The sequence below is a fragment of the Methylobacterium sp. genome, assembly GCF_019745455.1.
Taxonomy (GTDB): domain Bacteria; phylum Pseudomonadota; class Alphaproteobacteria; order Rhizobiales; family Beijerinckiaceae; genus Methylobacterium.
On sequence record NZ_JAIETD010000124.1, the window covers coordinates 41,195 to 60,320 of the forward strand.

The 19,126-nt window shown below is 67.1% G+C and carries 18 protein-coding genes; 9 read left to right on the plus strand and 9 right to left on the minus strand.

All coding sequences use genetic code 11. The features are described from left to right. The first annotated feature begins 155 nt into the window (after positions 1–155). Positions 156–1,310: a putative zinc-binding peptidase gene (locus K2Y56_RS21940; RefSeq protein WP_292512762.1), complete on the plus strand. Its 1,155-nt coding sequence runs from the start codon at positions 156–158 to the stop codon at positions 1,308–1,310. A 54-nt stretch (positions 1,311–1,364) separates the two neighbouring features. Here K2Y56_RS21940 and K2Y56_RS21945 read toward each other — a convergent pair whose 3' ends face one another. From K2Y56_RS21945 to K2Y56_RS21975, 7 genes are all read right to left on the minus strand, one after another. Next, entirely contained in the window at positions 1,365–1,781 is a 417-nt protein-coding gene (locus K2Y56_RS21945) for a HEPN domain-containing protein (RefSeq protein WP_292512764.1), read from the minus strand. Next, positions 1,778–2,101, minus strand: a complete 324-nt coding sequence (locus tag K2Y56_RS21950; RefSeq protein ID WP_292512767.1) for a nucleotidyltransferase domain-containing protein — start codon at positions 2,099–2,101, stop codon at positions 1,778–1,780. The genes K2Y56_RS21945 and K2Y56_RS21950 overlap by 4 nt, the downstream gene beginning before the upstream one ends. A gap of 80 nt (positions 2,102–2,181) precedes the next feature. Continuing rightward, positions 2,182–3,219 carry an ABC transporter ATP-binding protein gene (locus tag K2Y56_RS21955; protein ID WP_292512769.1) on the minus strand — a complete coding sequence of 346 codons (1,038 nt, stop codon included), beginning with the start codon at positions 3,217–3,219 and terminating at the stop codon, positions 2,182–2,184. Next, positions 3,216–4,259, minus strand: a complete 1,044-nt coding sequence (locus tag K2Y56_RS21960; protein WP_292512771.1) for an ABC transporter ATP-binding protein — start codon at positions 4,257–4,259, stop codon at positions 3,216–3,218. Before K2Y56_RS21960 ends, K2Y56_RS21955 begins: the two co-directional genes overlap by 4 nt. Beyond that, positions 4,256–5,134 (minus strand): ABC transporter permease, encoded by an 879-nt coding sequence (locus K2Y56_RS21965; RefSeq protein WP_292512842.1) that lies wholly within the window; start codon positions 5,132–5,134, stop codon positions 4,256–4,258. Before K2Y56_RS21965 ends, K2Y56_RS21960 begins: the two co-directional genes overlap by 4 nt. Positions 5,135–5,178: 44 nt before the next feature. Beyond that, positions 5,179–6,132 carry an ABC transporter permease gene (locus K2Y56_RS21970; RefSeq protein ID WP_292512774.1) on the minus strand — a complete coding sequence of 318 codons (954 nt, stop codon included), beginning with the start codon at positions 6,130–6,132 and terminating at the stop codon, positions 5,179–5,181. Positions 6,133–6,376: 244 nt separating this feature from the next. Further along, positions 6,377–7,885 (minus strand): ABC transporter substrate-binding protein, encoded by a 1,509-nt coding sequence (locus K2Y56_RS21975; protein ID WP_292512777.1) that lies wholly within the window; start codon positions 7,883–7,885, stop codon positions 6,377–6,379. Between the two features lie 263 nt (positions 7,886–8,148). Here K2Y56_RS21975 and K2Y56_RS21980 point away from each other — a divergent pair, with 263 nt between their 5' ends. Continuing rightward, complete coding sequence (locus tag K2Y56_RS21980) at positions 8,149–8,655, plus strand: ureidoglycolate lyase (RefSeq protein ID WP_292512781.1); 507 nt, start codon at positions 8,149–8,151, stop codon at positions 8,653–8,655. Here the strand turns inward: K2Y56_RS21980 and K2Y56_RS21985 are convergent. Then, positions 8,583–9,899, minus strand: a complete 1,317-nt coding sequence (locus tag K2Y56_RS21985; protein ID WP_292512784.1) for a Zn-dependent hydrolase — start codon at positions 9,897–9,899, stop codon at positions 8,583–8,585. The genes K2Y56_RS21980 and K2Y56_RS21985 overlap by 73 nt on opposite strands. 214 nt (positions 9,900–10,113) lie before the next feature. Between K2Y56_RS21985 and K2Y56_RS21990 the strand changes: the two genes are divergently transcribed. From K2Y56_RS21990 to K2Y56_RS22015, 6 genes are all read left to right on the plus strand, one after another. After that, the gene (locus K2Y56_RS21990) at positions 10,114–11,235 is read left to right on the plus strand and encodes a ring-opening amidohydrolase (RefSeq protein ID WP_292512787.1); all 1,122 of its coding nucleotides are present in this window, start codon (positions 10,114–10,116) and stop codon (positions 11,233–11,235) included. Between the two features lie 24 nt (positions 11,236–11,259). Next, complete coding sequence (hydA, locus tag K2Y56_RS21995) at positions 11,260–12,681, plus strand: dihydropyrimidinase (protein ID WP_292512790.1); 1,422 nt, start codon at positions 11,260–11,262, stop codon at positions 12,679–12,681. Between the two features lie 60 nt (positions 12,682–12,741). Next, entirely contained in the window at positions 12,742–13,728 is a 987-nt protein-coding gene (locus K2Y56_RS22000) for an ABC transporter ATP-binding protein (protein WP_292512794.1), read from the plus strand. Between the two features lie 33 nt (positions 13,729–13,761). Further along, a complete protein-coding gene (locus K2Y56_RS22005; protein WP_292512797.1) occupies positions 13,762–15,033 on the plus strand; it encodes an extracellular solute-binding protein in 1,272 nt (423 codons plus the stop codon). 145 nt (positions 15,034–15,178) lie between these two features. Next, on the plus strand, positions 15,179–16,120 hold the full coding sequence (locus tag K2Y56_RS22010; RefSeq protein WP_292512801.1) for an ABC transporter permease: 942 nt from the start codon (positions 15,179–15,181) through the stop codon (positions 16,118–16,120). A gap of 64 nt (positions 16,121–16,184) precedes the next feature. After that, complete coding sequence (locus K2Y56_RS22015) at positions 16,185–17,057, plus strand: ABC transporter permease subunit (protein ID WP_292512804.1); 873 nt, start codon at positions 16,185–16,187, stop codon at positions 17,055–17,057. 38 nt (positions 17,058–17,095) lie between these two features. On the opposite strand, the gene K2Y56_RS22020 is transcribed toward K2Y56_RS22015, so the two are convergent. Continuing rightward, positions 17,096–17,338, minus strand: coding sequence for a hypothetical protein (locus K2Y56_RS22020; protein ID WP_292512807.1), 243 nt, complete (start codon positions 17,336–17,338; stop codon positions 17,096–17,098). Between the two features lie 361 nt (positions 17,339–17,699). On the opposite strand from K2Y56_RS22020, the gene K2Y56_RS22025 reads away from it, so the two are divergent. Continuing rightward, complete coding sequence (locus K2Y56_RS22025) at positions 17,700–19,040, plus strand: L-serine ammonia-lyase (RefSeq protein ID WP_292512846.1); 1,341 nt, start codon at positions 17,700–17,702, stop codon at positions 19,038–19,040. Positions 19,041–19,126: the final 86 nt, after the last annotated feature.

The following is a 19,126-nucleotide window of genomic DNA, read 5'->3' on the forward strand; positions in this document are numbered from 1 at the left end:
CGCCTTCGGCCGGAAGCAAATCCCGTGCATCATGGGCCCGTGTAGGTCATGGCGGGAACTTCGCGAGCCGCCGGTGCCTTGTCCGATGACGGCCATCGACGGCGCACCGGCATCGGGGATCGCCGAGGAGTTGGTTTGGCCAGCGTGACCCCGTCATGAAGATCTTCCAATGCCAGGCCTGCGACCAGCCGGTCAGCTTCGAGAGCAGCCGTTGCGACAGCTGCCAGCGCCGGCTCGGCTATGTCGGAGGCGTCCACGAGGTCTCTGCCCTGGAGCCGTCCGGAGACCTCTGGCACGCCTATGCCGATCCGGGCCGCAAGTACCGCTTCTGCGCCAACGCCGCCTACGACGCATGCAACTGGCTGGTGCCGGAGGACAGCACCGACCGCTTCTGCTCCGCCTGCCGCCACAACCGAATGGTTCCGGACCTCGCCATCGCTTGGAACCTGACCCGCTGGCGCCAGATCGAGGCTGCCAAGCACCGGCTGTTCTACTCGCTGATGCGCCTCAACCTGCCTTTGACGACGCGCGACGAGGATCCTGTCAGCGGCCTCGCCTTCGACTTCCTGGTGGACCCGGCAGAGAGCTATCGGATCGGGCCTCCGGTGCTGACCGGCCACCTCGACGGCCTCATCACCATGAACATCGCCGAAGCGGACGACGTCGAGCGCGAGCGCCGCCGGATGCTGTTCGGAGAGTATTACCGCACCCTCCTCGGCCATTTCCGACACGAAATCGGGCATTATTTCTGGACTGTCCTCGTCCGCCACGACGACAGCCTGTGGGCCTTCCGCGACCTGTTCGGCGACGAGAGCCGGAACTACGCCGCCGCACTTCAACGCCATCACAGTCACGGTCCGCCCGAGGATTGGGCGGAGGGCTATGTCAGCGCTTACGCGACTTGCCACCCGTGGGAAGATTTCGCCGAGACCTGGGCGCATTACCTCCACATCGTCGACACGCTGGAGACGGCCAGCGTGTTCGGCCTGTGCATCGACCCACGACTACGGCAGAAGATGACGCCGGCCGTGACGGTGGATTTCGATCCCTACCAGAGCCCCGACCTCGACCGGATGATCGAGGCGTGGCTGCCGCTCACCTATGCGATCAACTCTCTGAGCCGCTCGATGGGCCAGCCTGCCCTCTACCCGTTCAAGCTGACGCCCGCGGTGATCGCGAAGCTGTCCTTCGTGCATGAGCGTGTCTACGCGGTGCAGGGCCATACGCCGTCACAGGGCGACGCAAGCACCGAAACCCTCAAGGCGATGATCACCGGGCTTCGCCAGCGGGTCGCGGCGCCTAACGTGTGAGGAAGAGCCGCGTGTCGCCAACCGGCCGATACGGTCCGCCAAGACGATGGGCGATCAATCCGGTTCCGGACGACTCCCTGCCGGATCAGCTTCCAGCAACGCCGTCACGCGGGCAATGAACCGATCAGCCCCTGCCAGCAAGGCCTCGGCATCGCCGATGGTGATCGCGATACCCGGTCCGACACCGTAATCGCCGATTTCCTTGTATTTGTAGGCGCGCGCCAGGAACGTCAGCAGATCGCGATCGGATGGTGGCGGCCCGCGCAGCAATTGCGCCAGCGCCGCGCGAACGCCCGTATGTGTCTTGGCGATCCTGCCGGTCCGGGCCACCAGCAGAGCCTCGCTGGCGTGAAACGCCGCGTAATACGCTCCGCGTGCGGCGGCCTTTGCGAGGCCGATCCCCATGATCGCGCCGGCTTCGGCGAGTTCCTCCCGCGCCTTGGCGAGATAATCGCCGGCTTCGGGAGTCACAGGTCTCGGCCGTCGCGCCGCAGTTCCTGCATCAGTCCGGTGCGTTCGCGGTGGGAGCCTGCCCGTAGCGGCAGCGCATGAATCACGGCGCCAGTCTCGATCACGATGTCGGTCTCGATCTCGGCCAGGGTCCGGGCTTCCCGGTCGAAATCGCGCAGGTCATGCAGGAACACACCGACATCGTAGTCGGAATCCTGTCGGGCTTCGCCGCGGGCACGCGAGCCGAAGAGCACCAGGCGCTCGACTTGCGCGCCGTAGATCCGCTCTACCGCAGCGCGGAAGCGTGCGAGTACCGGATCGTCGTCCAGACGCACGGCCATCGCGCTGATCTCCTTACCGCCCACGTCTTCCTCATGACCCATCTATCATGGCGTGCTGCCGGGAGAAATGAAGGCGCGGACTATGCGACCGCCGCCACCGCCTCCAACCGCTCCCTGAACGCCGCTCCCGCCTCGTCCGAGCGCCAGCAGGCGGCGCCATGGCCTGGGCCGACCTCGACGGTGGGCGGGACCTCCTTGTGGCAGCGGTCGATGGCGAGGAAGCAGCGCGGTGCGAAGGGGCAGCCGGGCTTGCGGTTGGCGAGGTCGGGCGGGCTGCCGGGAATCGTCTCCAGGCGCGAGCCCTTGACCAAAGCCCCGTCGGCGCGGCTGCTGAGCAGGCCGATCGTGTAGGGGTGGTTCGGGCTCAGCACGACCTGGCGCGCCGTGCCGGATTCGACGATGCGGCCGGCATACATCACGGCGATCCGGTCGGCGACCTCGACCGCGGCGCCGAGGTCGTGGGTGACGAAGATCGTCGAGAGGCCGAGTTCGGCCTGCAATTCGCGCAGCAGCAGCAGGATCTGGATCTGGACCGTGGCGTCCAGGGCCGTCGTCGGCTCGTCCGCGAGCAGAACCTTGGGCCGGCAGGCGAGCGCCAGGGCGATCATCGCGCGCTGGCGCATGCCGCCGGACATCTCGTGCGGATAAGCGTCGAGACGCCTCTGCGGACTTGGGATGCGGACGCGCTCGAACAGCTCCAGGGCACGCGCCCGTGCCTGCGTCTCGCTCAGGCCCTCGTGCCGGCGGATCGCCTCGGTGATCTGGCGCCCGACGGTGTAGACCGGGTCGAGGGCGAGCAACGGCTCCTGGAAGATCATCGCCACGGCCCGCCCGCGCAGACGGGTGAGTTCGCGTTTGGACATCGCCATGACGTCCTGGCCGGCGACACGAATCGAGCCCTCGATCTTGGTCTTGTTCTCGGGGTTGAGGCGCATGATCGCCCGCAGCGTCACGCTCTTGCCCGAGCCAGACTCGCCGATGAGCGCCACCGCCTGGCCACGGCCGAGGACGAGATCGACGCCGTCGACGGCACGGACCTTCCCGCCGAAGGTGACGCTGAGGCCGCGGATCTCGACCGCCGGATCGGAGGAAGTGGGGGGAATCGCGGATGCCGTCATGCCGCCACCTGCTGGGCCGGCGCAAGGCTGTGGCCCGAGCCCGGTTGGCGGGCGAGGCAGGCGACGCGGTGAAGCTCGCCGACACCGTCGAGGGGCGGGACGTTGGCCGGGCAGACCGGCTCCATCAGCGAGCAGCGCGGATGGAAGCGGCAGCCGCTGGGCGGGTCGATCGGGTTCGGCGGGTCGCCGGCGAGCGGCGCCACCTCGGTCCGGTTATCAGGATCGAGGGACGGCATCGAGGACAGGAGGGCGGCAGTATAGGGGTGGGAGGGCGAGGCCAGCACCGTGTCGGCCGGACCGATCTCCACGACCTGGCCGAGATACATCACCGCGACCCGGTCGCAGATGAACCGCACCACGTTGAGGTCGTGGCTGATGAACAGATAGGTGAGGTTGAAGTCCTGCTTCAGGTCGAGGAGGAGATTGAGCACCTGCGCCTCGACGGATTTGTCCAGGGCAGAGACCGCCTCGTCGAGCACCACGAGGCGTGGCTCCAGGGCGAGAGCGCGGGCGATGTTGACGCGCTGGCGCTGGCCGCCGGAGAGCTCGTGGGGATAGCGCGCGGCGAAGCGGGTCGGCTCGAGGCCTACGCGGGCGAGCAAGGACCGCGCACGCTCGATCGCCTGGCGTTTCGGAACGCCGTGGACCTGAGGGCCGAAGGCGATCGAGGCCTCGACGGTCATGCGCGGGTTGAGCGACGAGTAGCTGTCCTGGAACACCATCTGGGTCTGGGCGCGGAAGGAACGCATCGGCAGGGCGCGGCTGCCGATTTTTTCGCCGTCGAACAGCAGCTGCCCGGAATCATGCTCGATCAGACCCATGATCAGCTTGGCGGTCGTGGACTTGCCGCAACCAGACTCGCCGACGATGCCGAGGGTCTCGCCCTTCAGGATCTCGAAATCGACCCCGTCGACGGCACGCACCACCGCCTTCTTGCCGCCCAAGCCCTTCTTGATCGGGAAGTGCTTGATGAGCTTGTCCACGGTGAGGAGCGGCTGAGCCGGCCCACCCCGGTCCCGAATGTCGATCGCCGCACTCACGATTTCACCTCCATGGCGGACCGAAGGCCGTCGGAGAACAGGTTGAACGAGATCGACACGATGAAGATGGCGAGGCCCGGCAGGGCCGCCACCAGCGGGTTGACGTAGATCGCGGTACGCAACGTGTTGAGCATCAGGCCCCATTCGGGCTCCGGCGGCTTTACGCCGAGACCGAGGAAGGACAGGCCCGAGGCGAGGATCATCGAGACGCTGATCAGGCTCGTCGCGTAGACGAAGATCGGACCGAGCACGTTGCCGAGCACCTGTACCCGCAGGATCGTCAGCGTCGAGGCGCCCGAGAGCTTGGCCGCGTCGACATAGTCGCGCGAGCGGATCTGCGTCGTCACGCTCTCAGCCACCCGGGCGATCTGGGGCACGAACACGCAGGTCAGCGACACGATCGAGTTGAGGACGCCGGCGCCCAGGGCACCCGACAGGGCGATGGCGAGAAGTACCGAGGGAAAGGCGAAGAACACGTCGATGGTGCGCATGAGGATGACGTTGAGCCATCCACCGACGTAGCCGGCGAGGATGCCGATCCCGGAGCCGATGATGAAGGCGAGGATGACCGGCGTAACGCCGATGAACAACGAGAGCCGCCCCCCCATCATGAGGCGGCTCAGCATGTCGCGGCCGAGCTCGTCCGAGCCGAGGATGTAGGTCGCGTCGCCGATCGGCTTCAGCCGCTTGAGCATCGAGCCGCGATAGGGGTCCATCGGCGTGATCCAGGGAGCCAGGATCGCGACCGCGACGATGATCAGGATGATGGCGGCGGCCGTCATCGCCACGGGGTCGCGCACGAGCTTGCGCCCGACCCCGCCCCAGAATCCGACCGAGGCGACGAAGGCCTCCGGCTTCGGCCCGGCGGCGCCCATGGCAGGGTCGATGCCGGCCGTGACGGGAGTGGTTGTTCCGGCCATCAGCCCCTCTCGATGCGCGGGTCGAGTGCCGTCTGCACGACGTCGACGATGAGGTTGAGGGCGACGAAGAACATCGCCAGCACCAGGATGGCGCCCTGAAGGAGCGGCAGGTCGCGTTGGAAGATCGCCGAGTTGAGGAGGAAGCCCGTGCCCGGCCACGCGAACACGGTCTCGATCAGGATCGAGCCGCCGAGGAGGTAGCCGAGCTGGAGGCCCATGATGGCCAGGGCCGTCGGCGCGGCGTTCTTGACGACGTGCTTGAACACGCCGAATTCCGACAGGCCCTTGGCACGCAGAGCGCCGACGAAATCCTGGGAGAGGATGTCGCCGACGAGGGCCCGGATGGTGCGGGCGATCACGCCCATCGGGATCACCGACATCGTGAGCGCCGGCAGGATCATGTAGCGAAGGTGTTCGAAGTCGGGCCGCCAGTTGCCCGAGCCGTCCGGCCCGGCACCCGTCGGCGGCAGCCAGCCGAGCGTCGCCGAGAAGATGATCACCATCACCATGCCGAGCCAGTAATGCGGCACCGAGACGCCGAAGACCGATACCGCCGAGGCCAGCCTGTCGAGAAGGGAGTCGCGAAAGTAGCCGGCGACGAAGCCGAAGAAGGTGCCGAAGGTGAAGCCGATCAGTGTCGCCACCGAAGCGAGGATCAGGCTGTTGACGACGGCGCGGCCGACTTCGGACACCACCGGGCGCCCGCTCGAGATCGAGGTCCCGAGGTCGCCCTGCAGCACGTGCCAGAGCCAGATGAAATACTGCACCGGCAGTGGCTTGTCGTAGCCGTAGGCGGCGCGCATGGAATCGATGGTCTCCTGCGTCGCGTCGACCGGGAGCACCGCGCTCAAGGGATCGCCCGGTGCGAGATGCACCAGCATGAAACAGACGACGCTGACGCCGAGCGCCACCGGCGTCACGGCGACGAGGCGCCGGAGGATGAAGCTCAGCATGATGGCGACCCTCTCCGCAACACGGGGAAGGCTGCCTGCGAAGCTGGCGTGAGAAGGGACCGCGACCTCTCCGGCGAACGCAGCGCTTTCCTGTCCCGACCCGCTTCGCGGGCTGCCCTCCCCCGCTCAAGACGGGCCTGTCCGACTTGAGCACCAAGGTGCGGATCTCGGGCAAGCCCGAGGTCCGTTGGGGGGAGGGACGGTGCGCGCGAGGCGTGCCGTCCTTCGCAATGAACCATGACGCTCATTTCTCCACGGTGATCGGTGAGAAATCCTGGAACCAGTTCTGCGCCTGGACGAACCCTTTCACCTTCGGGCTCATCGCCCGCGGGTTCACGTCGTGGGCGACCATCAGGAACAGTGCGTCACTGACGTATTTCTCGTGGACCTTCTCGAGCACCTTGGCCTGCTCGGCCGGATCGAAGGTATTGCGGATCTCGTCGAAAAGCTTGTCCATCTCCGGATCGCAGTAATGGCCCCAATTAGTGCCGTTGGGCGCCGCCAAATTGCACTGGAGGTGACGGATGAAGCCAGTGAAGGGGTCTTGGATAAAGTAGGAGAAGTTCATCCCTGTCGCTTTGCGCGACATCTCCGCTTTTGAGCCGCCGCGCCAGAGGTTGATCAGGGTGTTCCACTCGACGACTTCGTAGTCGATCTTGATCCCGACCTCGGCGAGGTTCTGCTGGATGAACTCGTTCATCGGCAGCGGCTGCATCTGGCCCGAGCCCGAAGGCGCGATCAGGATCTTCGTCGTGACCGGCTTCGCCGGGCTGTATCCCGCTTCCGCCAGGAGCTTCTTGGCGCCTTCCGGGTCGTAGGTCGGCTTGAAGGTCGGCTTGCCGAACCATTGGTGGCCCGGCGGCACGAACCCTTGCGCCGCGATCATCAGGCCGCCGAGGAGCTCCTTCATGCCCTCGCGGTCGACAGCGAGGTTGGCGGCCTTGCGGATGCGGATGTCGTTCCAGGGCGAACCCTCGGCCCGCGACAGGTGCCACGTCCAGTTATGCGGATAAGCATTGGTGACGATGGTGAACTTGGCGCCCTTGAGCGATGCGACGGCGTCCGGCGGGGGGGCTTCGATCCAGTCGACCTGACCCGAACGCAGGGCCGCGACACGGGCATTGGCCTCGGGCAGCGGCACCAGCACGAGCTTGTCGAGCTTGGGCACCCGCGCCTTGTCCCAGTATTCCTTGTTGGGCGCCATTTCGGCGCGCTCGCGCGGGGCGAACAGGGTGAGCTTCCAGGGCCCGGTCCCGGCCGGCGTCTTGGCGAATGCGTCCCAGCTCTTGCCGACCTTCTCCCACTGGGCCGGGGACGAGATCATGATCCATGCGATCTGGTAGGGGAGCGTCGCGTCGGGCGACTTCGTCACCACTTCGAGCGTCGTCGCATCCACCGCCTTGTAGCTGGCCACGGCCGGGATGCGCGAGCGACCCTGCGCCGATTGGCGCGGATCGAATTGAGGCGCGTCGTTCTTGAGGAGCTTGTCGAGGTTCCAGACCACCGACTCGGCCGTGAAGGGCGAGCCGTCGTGGAAGGTCACGCCCTCGCGCAGCTTGAACGTCCACCTGGTCTTGTCGGTGCCGTCGACGCCCCAGCTCACGGCGAGGCCGGGCATCAGGACCGACGGCTTCGAGGCGCTCGACAGGTCCCAGTTGATGAGCCCGTCATAGACCGTGTAGCCCATGAACCGCATGCCTTCGCCGCCATTGTCGGCTTGGCCGGTGGTCAGTGGAATGTCGGAGGCTGTCATGCCGATCCGCAGGGTTCCCTGTGCTTGGGCCGCGGACGGACCGAGGCTCGACAGGAGCAGGGCGGCTCCCAGGTGCAGCCATCGGCGGCTCGACCGGCCGTTGGACTGTGCTTCCGCACGCGTGAACTGAGCCGACTGACTGATGACACCCTCCCCTGCACTGTGACGGGAAGGTGTATGCAAGCGGGCGGCCAACTCCGCGGCGCAGGCGGCGCGGAAACTGCGTGGACCCAATGCGCCCCGGCCAACAGACGAACAGGCTTATGACGACCCTGCCATCACCCGCTCCCCGAGACCCGATCCGCCTGGTGATCCGGCCAATCGCGCCCGACCTGTTCGCGAGCTTCGGCACGCTCCACGCCGAGCCTGACCCCCTTCCCCGCCAGGACCGGGCCGCGCCGGTCTGGAACGGGCGTCCGGCCGTTCCGCCTAACCTCGCCCTCATCCGCAGCGAGCCCTACGCTGACGTCATGCCGCTGCGGCGCCTTGAGCAGCACCCGTTATCCAGTCAGAGCTTCCTGCCGCTCTCCGTCGCCGGCTACGTCGTGGTGGTCGCGCAGGATCGCGATGGCGCGCCCGATCCGGGCACGCTCACCGCCTTCGCGGTGCCCGGCCATGTCGGCCTCACCTACCGGGCCGGTGCCTGGCACGCCCACATGATGACGCGCGAGACACCCGGCACCTTCGCGATGCTCGCCTACGAGGACGGATCGGAGGCCGATTGCGTCTTCGCCGCGATCCCCGAGACGCTGCTCGTCGAGCCGGCCTGAGGCGCGTTCGCGAGCGCCACAAGGGTCTGGAGCAGGACGTCGGCGCCGGCAGTGCAGTCGGCCAGGGTCGCCGATTCCGCCGGGTTGTGGCTGATTCCGTCCTTGCAGGGTACGAAGATCATCGCGGTCGGCACCGTGTCGGCGAGATTGCAGGCGTCGTGCTGGGCGCCAGACACCATCCGCCGATGGGAAAGTCCAAGCCCCCGCGTCGCGGATTCCACCGCCGAGACGACGCTCGCATCGAACACCACCGGCGCCCGCGACCAGATCTTGTCGAGCGTGATCGCGAGGTTGCGGCGAGTGCCGATCTCGGCGATGCGCTCGCGCAATGCCGCGTCGATGGCATCGAGCGTTCCCTGGTCGGGATCACGGATGTCGAGAGTGAAGGCGATGCGGCCCGGCACGACGTTCCGCGAGGGCGCGGCGATCACTGCCTCGCCCATCGTCGCCACGGCGGAGGGAGCGTGGGCCAGGGCGATCGCCTCCGCTGCCAGGGCGATCTCGGCGAGGCCGCATTGGGCGTCGCGACGGCGCGGCATCGGCGTCGTCCCGGCGTGGCTCTCGAACCCAGTGATCGTGCCGTCGTACCAGGCCACACCCTGGCAGCGGTCGACCACGCCGATGGTTTCACCCTCGGCATCAAGGATCGGTCCCTGTTCGATATGCAGTTCGACGAAGGCGCCGATCGGCCTTGCACCCGTCGGCTCGCCGCCGCGATAGCCGATGGCGTCGAGGGCCTCTCCGACGCTGATCCCGGCCGCGTCCCGGCGGGAGCGGATGTCCTCTGCCGTGTAGAGGCCTGCATAGGCGGCCGAGGCCATGGTGGCGGGTGCGAAGCGAGAGCCCTCCTCGTTGGTCCAGTTCACCACCATGAGCGGCGCCTCGGTCTCGATCCCCGCATCATTGAGGGTGCGCATCACTTCGAGACCGGCGAGCGTGCCGAGGATGCCGTCGAAGCGCCCGCCGGTCGGCTGGGTATCGAGGTGCGAGCCGCAGGCTACCGGCGCGAGGCTCATGTCGCGGCCTCTGCGCAGGGCGAACTGGGTGCCGAGTTCGTCGACATGGATTTCGAGTCCGGCCGCTTCGCAGGCATCGCGGAACCAGTCCCGCACCTGCCCGTCCGTCGCCGACAGGGTGAGCCGATCGACGCCGCCCTCGGGCGTGCCGCCGAACCGCGCCGTTTCTTGGATCATCGCCCAGAGGCGCGATCCATCGACCCGCAGGTTATGCCGTGTCTCGTGCATGCGTCGCCGTCTTCCTCGGTTGGTGTCCGCTAAACCCTGACGCGGGACTCGTGCCGTTCTCGCAACGAGGGCGCAAGATCACGGGCGCCGGAGACTTTTCATCCGGGGTTGCTGCTCAATTGAGTGCGCGACCGTGCTGTTTTTGGCAGCACCTTGCACGCAATCCGGTGCTCGCCCGATGCCCACCGCATACGCTAGATCGGCAGCGGAGTTCATGCCGGAATCGATCATGCCGCAATGCCTCGTCTTCCGTGTTCCGACCGGCAATCCTGCCGACGTGTCGGGTCTGCGCACCCTGATTGGCGATGGCGCGGTCAGGCCGGAGGAGATCGTCGCGATCTTCGGCAAGACAGAGGGCAATGGCTGCGTCAACGATTTCACCCGCCAGCTTTCGGTGATGGCCCTCGAGGCTTTCCTCGCCGAGGCACTCGGCTGCACCCTGCCGGACGTGGCCGCCCGCGTTGCTCTTGTCATGTCGGGCGGCACCGAGGGCGGGTTGTCGCCGCATATCCTCATTCTCGCCCGGCGGGAGAGCGAGGCCGGCGTGAAAGGCCCTGCCCTCGCGGTGGGTGCGGCCTTCTCGCGAGACTTCCTGCCCGAAGAGATCGGCCGCATGGCGCAGGTCGAGGCGACCGCCGAGGCAGTGGCGAGCGCCATGGCGCAGGCCGGCATCGCGTCGGAGGCGGACGTGCATTTCGTCCAGGTGAAATGCCCGCTCCTCACAAGCGCGCGCATCGCCGAGGCCGCTGCCCGCGGGCACGGCGTCGCCACCCACGACACCTACGCCTCGATGGGCCTATCGCGCGGCGCCTCTGCCCTGGGCATCGGCCTTGCGCTCGGTGAAATCGCCCGGTCTGCCCTAGACGATGAGGCGATCGGCGTTGCCCGCGACCTGTGGTCCGGCCGCGCCAGCGCCTCCGCCGGGATCGAACTGATGCGCAACGAGGTCATCGTGCTCGGGCAAGCACCCGGCTGGAGCGGCCCCTATCGGATTGCCCACCGGGTCATGCGCGACGGCATCGATCTTGGAGCGATCCACGGTGCTCTTGCCGATCTCGGCTTTTCAGGAGCCGGGCAACTGAGCCCGGCGGATTCCGAGCGCGTGATCGCCTTCCTCGCCAAGGCCGAGCCCTCGTATGACGGCCTGATCCGGGGGCGGCGTCACATCATGAACGACGACAGCGACATCAACGCGACCCGCCATGCGCGGGCCCTGGTCGGCGGAGTGGCGGCCGCTGCGATCGGGCGGACAGACCTGTTCGTGTCCGGCGGCGCCGAGCATCAGGGGCCGGATGGCGGCGGCCCGGTGGCGATCATCGCCCGCGTCGACGCCTAGAAAAATCCTGGAGGTCTGAGAAACGTGCCCAAATTCGACCTTGCCATCCGCGGCGGCACCATCGTCACCGCCACCGACACGATCCGCGCCGATCTCGGCATCCGCGAAGGCCGCATCGCGGCGGTGGCAGACAAGGTCACCGATGCCGCCCGCACCATCGACGCGAGCGGGCTCCTCGTCCTGCCCGGCGGCATCGACAGCCATGTCCACATCGCTCAGGCGTCAGGCCCCGGCATCGTCATGGCCGACGATTTCGCCTCCGCGACGCGGGCGGCGGCGGCCGGCGGCAATACCTGCGTCATGCCCTTCGCGCTTCAGCCGCGGGGCGCGTCCTTACGCGAGGCGACGCACGCCTACAGGGCGCTCGCCGAAGGCCAGTGCCATATCGATGTCGCCATCCATCTCATCCTCTCGGACCCGACGCCGGCGGTGCTCGGCCAGGAGCTGCCGGCGCTGATCGCCGAGGGCTACACCTCGTTCAAGGTGTTCATGACCTACGACGACCTGGTGCTGAACGACCGCCAGATCCTCGATGTGTTCGACCTTGCCCGTAGCAAGGGCGCCCGCGTCATGGTCCATGCGGAGGGCTACGATGCCATCCGCTACATGACCGACCGGCTCGAGAAGGCGGGCGAGACCCGGCCCTTCGGTCATGCCCTGTCGCGTCCGCAGGTGGTGGAGCGCGAGGCGGCGCACCGGGCGATCGCCCATGCCGAGCTCGTGGATCTCCCCATCGTCATCGTCCACGTCTCGGGCGAGGAGGCGATGGAGCAGATCGCCTGGGCACGCTCGCGCGGGCTCGACATCCGCGCCGAGACCTGCCCGCAATACCTGACTCTGACCGCCGACCACATGAAGGGTCTCGGCTCCGACGACCCGATGGCGGGGGCGAAATACGTCTGCTCGCCGCCTCCCCGCGAGGCCTCGAACCAAGCGGCGATCTGGCGCGGAATCCAGACCGGTTTGTTCGACGTGGTCTCCTCCGACCATTGCCCGTTCCGATACGACGACCCTGCCGGCAAGCTGAACCCGAAGGGCCGGACCTCGTTCCGCTGGGTGCCCAACGGTATCCCGGGCATCGAGACGCGGTTGCCCATCCTGTTTTCCGAAGGGGTCTCGGCCGGGCGGATCTCCCTCAACCGCTTCGTCGAACTCAGCGCCACCAACCACGCCAAGCTCTACGGGCTCTATCCGCGGAAAGGCTCGATCGGCCCGGGCTTCGATGCCGACCTGACGTTATGGGACCCGAACCGCCGCGAGACGATCCGGCAGGAGGCGCTCCACCATGGCGCCGACTACACCCCCTGGGAGGGATTTGCCGTGACCGGCTGGCCGGTGATGACGATTGCACGCGGTGAAGTCATCGCGGAGGATGGCCGGGTGACCGGGGATGTCGGGCACGGGCGGGTGATCGACAGGGCGGTTGATCCGGCGGCGCGGCAGTAAGCGGGACACTCGCCGCGCCCTGGCCCGACCTTTGCTGATGTCGGCGAAAACGGGGGCCACATGGACGTCGAGCTGATCCGGCTGACCAAGCGCTACGGTGGCACGGCCGCCGTCGACGGCATCGACCTCAAGATCCGGTCGGGCGACTATTGCTGCCTGCTCGGGCCGTCGGGCTGCGGTAAGACCACGACGCTTCGCATGATCGGCGGCCACGAGACGGTGACCAGCGGCGACGTGGTGATCGGACCTCGTGCGGTCGGCGACGCTGCGCCGTCCGAGCGCGGCACCGCGATGATGTTCCAGAGCTACGCCCTGTTCCCTCATCTGAATTGCCGCGACAACGTTGCCTTCAGCCTCAAGATGCGCGGGATCGGCAAGGCCGAGCGGCGTACCAAGGCGATGGCGATGCTCGACCTCGTCCAGATGTCCCACCTTGCCGAGCGCCTGCCGGCTCAGCTCTCCGGTGGCCAGCAGCAACGCGTGGCGCTCGCCCGCGCGCTGGTCACCGGACCCAAGGTGCTCCTCCTCGACGAGCCGCTCTCGGCCCTCGACCCGTTCCTGCGGGTCAGGATGCGGACCGAGCTGAAACGAATTCAGAAGGAGCTCGGCCTCACCTTCATCCATGTCACCCACAGCCAGGAGGAGGCGATGGCGCTGTCCGACCTCGCCGTGGTGATGAATGGCGGCCGGATCGAGCAGGCCGGAACCCCGCGCGACGTGTTCGAGCGTCCGGCCTCGGCCTTCGTCGCCAAGTTCATCGGCGGCCACAACATCATCGCGCTTCCTGGCGAGGCGCCCATCGCCGTGCGCGCCGACCGGATGCGGCTCGGAGCGCAAGCCGGCGCCGCCGCGCGGCCGGCCCGGATCGTCTCCGTGGAGTACCAGGGCAGCACCGTCCATGTCGGGCTCGAAGCCGACGGCATGAGCGAGGCCGGACCCCTGACGGCGATCCTCGACGACGACGCCTTCGCCGCGAACCCTGTCGCCCTCGGGGAAACCGTGCCGCTCGGCTGGGATGCCGAGGCCGCGCACCGGCTCTCCGCCTGATATCTTCTTCCCTCCCGACCGAGAGAATCGACGATGACCGAGATCAAGCTGAGCCGCCGCACATTGCTCCAGGGTGCCGGCGCCACCGGTGTGATGCTGGGCGCAGGGCCGATCACCGGCTTTCCCAACGTCATCGCCGCCGAGCCGGTGACCCTGCGCTACCTCGGCACCGCCGTGAACCAATCGGCCGACATCGCCCGCAAGGTGAAGGAGGATCTCGGGATCATCATCGAGTACATCCCCGTCGTCACCGACGAGGTGGCCAAGCGCGTCATCACGCAGCCGAACTCGTTCGACATCGTCGATTCCGAGTATTTCAGCCTCAAGAAGCTCATCCCCTCGGGCAACATGATGGGCATGGATGCAAGGCGCATCAAACAGGCCGACAACATCACCACCGTCTTCACCAAGGGAGAATTGAACGGGAAGAAGATCGGCGACCAGGGCACGGCCCCGAAGAAGGTGTTCTACCTCGAGGGCCAGACGGGCAAGACCTTTGCGTCCTCGCCGACCGAGTGGATCACCCTGATCCCGACGACCTACAACGCCGATACGCTCGGCATCCGCCCGGACTTGATCAAGCGCCCGATCACGAGCTGGAAGGAGCTCTTGAACCCCGAGTTCAAGGGCAAGGCCTCGATCCTCAACATCCCTTCCATCGGCATCATGGATGCGGCGATGGTGATCGAGGCGTCGGGCGATTACACCTATCCCGACAAGGGCAACATGACGAAGGCCGAGATCGACCGGACCATCAAGGTGCTGATCGAGGCGAAACGCGCCGGCCAGTTCCGTGCCCTGTGGCAGGACTTCAACGAATCCGTGAACCTGATGGCCTCGGGCGAGACGGTGATCCAGTCGATGTGGTCGCCCGCGGTCACCAAGGTCCGCAGCCAGGGCGTCGCCTGCACCTACCAGCCGCTCAAGGAGGGTTACCGCGCCTGGGCCTCGGGCTTCGGCCTGCCCAAGACCCTGTCCGGGAAGAAGCTCGATGCCGCCTACGACTTCGTGAACTGGTTCCTGTCGGGCTGGGCCGGGGCCTATCTCAATCGCCAGGGCTATTACTCGGCGGTGCTGGAGACGGCCAAGACCCAGATGGAGCCCTACGAGTGGGCCTTCTGGATGGAGGGCAAGCCGGCCGAGAAGGACATCAAGGGTCCCGACGGCTCGCTCCTGGAGAAGGCCGGCGCCGTGCGCGACGGCGGCTCGTTCGCGGACCGCATGGGCGGCGTCGCCTGCTGGAACGCCGTGATGGACGAGAACACCTACATGGTCCGCAAATGGAACGAGTTCATCGCGGCGTGACGGGAATGGCTGCGTTCCGGAACGCGCGCTCCTCCCCCTTGTGGGGAGGAACAGGAGGTGGGGGTGGTTCCGCTTGCCGCCGCGGCGGGTCACCCAGCAACCCTCACCCCCCTACCCCCTTCCCGCAAAGGGGAGGGGAACGTCGATGACCGACATCGCCCTCACCGCTCCTGCCGTTGCTCCCGCCACGGCGACGCCGAGCCTGACCAAGACGTCCCGTCGTGCACGGCGCCTCGCGTACCTTCAGGCCGCGCCGATGGCGCTGGTGTTCCTGGTGTTCTTCATCGTGCCGCTCGCCCTGACGCTGATGGTCAGCTTCTGGGAGTACAACGAGTACGAGATCATCCCGGCCTTCACGGTGCAGAACTACATCGACGTGTTCGATGGCTGCCTGTCGACATCGGACCCCTGCACCACCCTGCGCACCTATCTCTCGACCCTGAAATTCTGCTTCCTGACCTGGGTCTTCACCCTCGGCATCGGGTTCACGGTGGCGTATTTCCTCGCCTTCCACGTGCGCTCGCCCCGCACCCAGATGGTGCTGTTCCTGATCTGCACGATCCCGTTCTGGACCTCGAACGTGATCCGCATGATCTCCTGGATCCCGCTGCTCGGCCGCAACGGCCTCGTCAACGACACCCTGCGCGGGCTCGGCATCATCGACAGGCCGATCGAGGGACTGCTCTATTCCGACTTCTCGGTGGTGCTGGCCTTCGTCCACCTCAACACGGTCTTCATGATCGTCCCGATCTTCAACTCGATGGCCCGGATCGACCGATCGCTCCTGGAGGCCGCCTACGATGCCGGTGCCTCGGGCTGGCAGACCTTGTGGAATATCGTGGTGCCGCTGACCAAGCCAGGCATCGCCATCGGCTCGATCTTCGTGATCACCCTCGTGATGGGCGACTTCGTCACCGTGGGACTGATGGGCGGGCAGCAGATCGCCTCGGTCGGCAAGGTCATCCAGGTTCAGATGTCGTCGCTGCAGTTCCCGGCCGCGGCGGCCAACGCCGTGGTGCTCCTCGGCGCCGTGATGCTGATGATCGTCGCGATGACCCGGCTCATCGACTTGCGCAAGGAGCTTTGAGCATGACGCGGGAAAGTGGCTGCCGGTTTTCCGGGATCGTCGTGCGAAACCGCAAGGTTTTCCCATGAGCGACCGGCCGCGTGGTCCCGCCTTCTACGTGCTCGCCGCCTTCTTCGCGGGCTTCGTCGTCTTCCTCTACGGGCCGACGCTCACGATCCTGGTGCTGAGTTTCCAAGGGCCGCAGGGAGGCTTGACCTTCCCGCTGAACGGCGTCTCGACCCATTGGTTCTCAAAGCTCTGGGCCGGCGTCGGCGTGGTCGACATCTGGGCTGCGCTCTGGCGCTCGCTCAAGCTCGGCCTCGTCGTCATGGTGCTGACCGTCGTCCTCGCCTTCTTCGCCGGCCTCGCTTTCCGCAAGCATTTCCGCGGCGAGGGCGCCCTCTTCACGACCGCGGTCGCGAGCTTGATCGTGCCCTCCATCGTAGTGTCCCTCGGGATCGGCCTGGAGTTTCGGCTGCTCGACGACGCGATGAAGGCTGCCGCCGCCGCCACCGGCTGGGGGTGGCTGCAGGACCACGGCACGCTGATGGGGCTCTACTCGTCGGCGCTCGGCGCGCACCTGACCTGGACGCTGCCCTTCGGCCTGCTGATCATGTTCGCGGTCTTCAACCGCTTCAGCCCTGCTTACGAGGAAGCGGCGCGCGACCTCGGCGCCACCGGTGGCCAGACCCTGCGCCACGTCGTGGTGCCGATCCTCGCCCCGTCCCTCGTCGGCGTCGCCCTGTTCGGCTTCACGTTGAGCTTCGACGAACTTGCGCGAACCAGCCAGGCCATCGGCGGGCGCAACACGCTGCCCCTCGAATTGCAGGGCCTGACCACCACGGTGACGACGCCGGAGATCTATGCCCTCGGCACCCTCACCACGGCGATGTCGCTGGCGGTGATCGGTCTCGCGCTCGCCACCGGCCTATGGCTCGAGAAGCGCAAGGCGAGGTGAGCGCTTCTCGGTGGGGCGTAAAGGTGCCTGACGAAGCTTCAGCGGGCGCGGGTCTCGCGCTGGCGCTGGGCGATGGAGCCGGTGGTCAGGATGTCGCCGCGCAGGTTCGTGAGGGCATCGGCGCCGTAGGAGGGCGGTGCCGGGAAGCGCGGGGCAAGGCGGGTCGTGCCGCTCTCCATCGCGGCGCTGCCAATCGCGCCGGAGGACTGGGCGAGCGCCGTGGCACCGGCCGAAGCCAGGGCGAGGACGAGCGCGGCGGAAACGATACGGGAGGTCATCATCAATCCATTCATGATATCGCGACCGGGTTTTCGGTTGGGGTCGCGTTCTTGTGTGCACCGCAATATGGCGACGATCGCCGTCGAATGGAGGTGCGTTTGAGCACCCCCAGGCGCTTTTTTGAGCTTAAATAGAAGGCGTTGCGTCACGAGGCTCAGAATCTAGGCGTCCTCGCCTATCTCGTGAGCATGATAGCGTCGACAATCCGACGTGATGCCGAACAAGACACGCCTCGGATGCGTCGTGATCGATGGGTAGAACTTGCTGGTACGGGACCTAATCGTCTCCGGCAGCCTGGGAGCCGCGGTGATGTCATTGGAAACAGCCCGCGAGGGTCAGGCGCCGCGGGCCGTTTCCCCCGGAATGATCAGCACCTTCGACCTCTTCAAGATCGGCATCGGCCCGTCGAGTTCGCACACGGTCGGCCCGATGATTGCCGCAGGGCAATTTCGCCAGCGCATCGGCGACGGCGTGGCACGGGTCGAGGTCGAGATCTACGGCTCCTTGGCGTGGACAGGCCGCGGCCACGCCACCGATAAGGCGCTCTGCCTCGGGCTGCTCGGCCAGGTACCGGACACCGTCGATCCCGATGCGATTCCCGGCCTGATGGCGAGCCTTGCCGCCGACAAGGTCATCGGCGGCGGGATCGCGTTCAATCCGGCCGAAGACATCATCCTCAATCTCACCGAGCTTCTGCCCGTTCATACGAACGGCATGCGGTTCCGCGCCCTCGACGCCGACGACGGGCTCGTCGCCGAGGAGATCGTCTATTCCATCGGCGGCGGCTTCGTTGTCGGCGGGCCGGAGGGCGAGGGGGCGATCCCGGTCTCGACGGCGGCTCATCCGTTTCACAGCGGCGAGGAGCTGCTCGAGGTCTGCGCGCGGACCGGCTTCACCGTGGCCGAGGTCCAACTTGCCAACGAATGCGGGCTGCGCCCGCTCGCCGAGGTCGAGGCCAGGCTCGATGCCATTGCGGCGGCGATGTTCGCCTGCATCGATCGCGGCATGCGCATGGACGGGGTCCTTCCCGGTGGCATGCGGGTCCGTCGACGCGCCAAGGCGATTTACGACCAGCTCGAAGCGGGTCGTCTCTCGAACAGCCGGGCCGCGCACGAGATCCTCGACTGGGTCAGCCTGTTCGCCATCGCGGTCAACGAGGAGAACGCCGCCGGCGGCCGGGTGGTCACGGCGCCGACCAACGGCGCCGCCGGCATCGTGCCCGCCGTTCTCCGCTACGCCCGCGACTTCTGCCCCGACTGGTCGCCCGAGCGTTGCCGCGATTTTCTCCTCACGGCGGCTGCCATCGGCGGCCTGATCAAGCGCAGGGCCTCGATCTCAGGCGCGGAGGTCGGCTGCCAGGGAGAGGTCGGCTCGGCCGCCTCGATGGCTGCGGCCGGGCTCGCTGCCCTCCTGGGCGCGAACCCGCGGCAGATCGAGAATGCTGCCGAGATCGCCATGGAGCACCACCTCGGCATGACCTGCGACCCGATCGGTGGCCTCGTCCAGATCCCCTGCATCGAGCGCAACGCCTTCGGCGCGAACAAGGCCATCGTCGCGGCCTCCCTGGCCCTGCGCGGCGACGGCATCCACCATGTCAGCCTCGACGCGGTGATCGAGACCATGCGCCAGACCGGCGCGGACATGCAGACGAAGTACAAGGAGACGTCGCTGGGCGGGCTCGCAGTGAACGTGGCGGCGTGCTGAGGGCGCTGCGACGGTTCGCATCGCAGCAAGGGCTCACAACGGAGAAGGGCTGCATATGACGAAGCAAGAAGGCCAAAAGCTCCGCT